General features: G+C 62.5%; 1 pseudogene. It reads left to right on the top strand.

The window, feature by feature from the left end:
- Window positions 1-447, top strand: a pseudogene (locus GA0061099_RS39225) (ISNCY family transposase); the annotation flags it as partial.
- Window positions 448-1,076 lie beyond the last annotated feature (629 nt).

Below are 1,076 nucleotides of genomic sequence, written 5' to 3'. Positions count from 1 at the left end.
AAACCCCGAGACTCTAACTGCCGCTGGATGAAAATGCAGTGGCAGGTCAACAAGGATCTGCACCGGCCGCTTGCGACGCATGACAATATTGACGACGCCTTTGCCTGGAAGGAGGAGCGCACTCTCTCGAACAATCTGACGCTCCAGTACGACAAGGTGCTGTTCCTGCTCGAGCCGAACGAGCTGACCCGTCCCCTCGCCCGTCAGCGCGTCACGGTGTTCGACTATCCGGACGGGCGTTTTGTGATCAAGCACCAGGGGCGCGAGCTGCCGTACCGCACCTTCGACAAGCTACAGCAGGTCGACCAGGCCGCGATTGTCGAGAACAAGCGGCTGGGGCCAGTTCTGGCGTACATCGCCGAGCAACAACAGCTGCGCGATGAAGGACGCAGCAAGAAAGCACCGCGCCGCCGCGGTCAGGGCAAGAATCTATTCCGGGTCGGCTGACGGCCTCTCGTGGCCAGCGCTGGTCCTTGTGCCACCGTGCTCGGAGCCGTCAAGGACGGCCTTTGGGCCGCCGCCTCCGGCGGTCTTCGATCCTTGACCGCTCCTACGCGCGGGGGCGCGCCGGAAGGCGTCGGGACGAAGGGCGTCCCGACCATCGACCGCGCCTCCGGCGGGTCGAACAAAGGGCGATCAGCCGAGCCTGGCTATCCTCTCACCGATGACATTTCTAATGAGCGGAACCTGCGACACATATTGTTGAGCGTAATCAATTGCTTAGGTTTTGCGCAACAGGACAGTTCGTCCGGCATGCCGAGCGTGACGTCTCTCCTGCGGATACCACCCCATCACGCCTCCCCGATTACGTTATGAGGTAATTGGCACGCGCAGGGCGGCGAGCCCAGGCGTGGTAGCGCGGAGCATCGTTGTGCGCCTCAGGAGGCCCGAGCAAATCGACAGCGGCCGCATTGGTGGTCGACCAGCGAATTCGGCGCACTATCCGTCACCGCAGGTGCCACCTCGCGTCGCGAGGCTGTGCCGATCTCACTGCCCGTACCGGCGAACGATTCTCACCGTCAGTTAATGGGAGCGGTCGGTCAGCCATCATCCAGATCACCGTACTCGAGTTCCTT

The sequence above is a fragment of the Bradyrhizobium yuanmingense genome (genome assembly GCF_900094575.1).
Taxonomy (GTDB): Bacteria; Pseudomonadota; Alphaproteobacteria; order Rhizobiales; family Xanthobacteraceae; genus Bradyrhizobium; species Bradyrhizobium yuanmingense.
The sequence above is the reverse complement of the archived record's forward strand: the minus strand, read 5'-3'. Positions and strand labels throughout refer to the sequence as shown.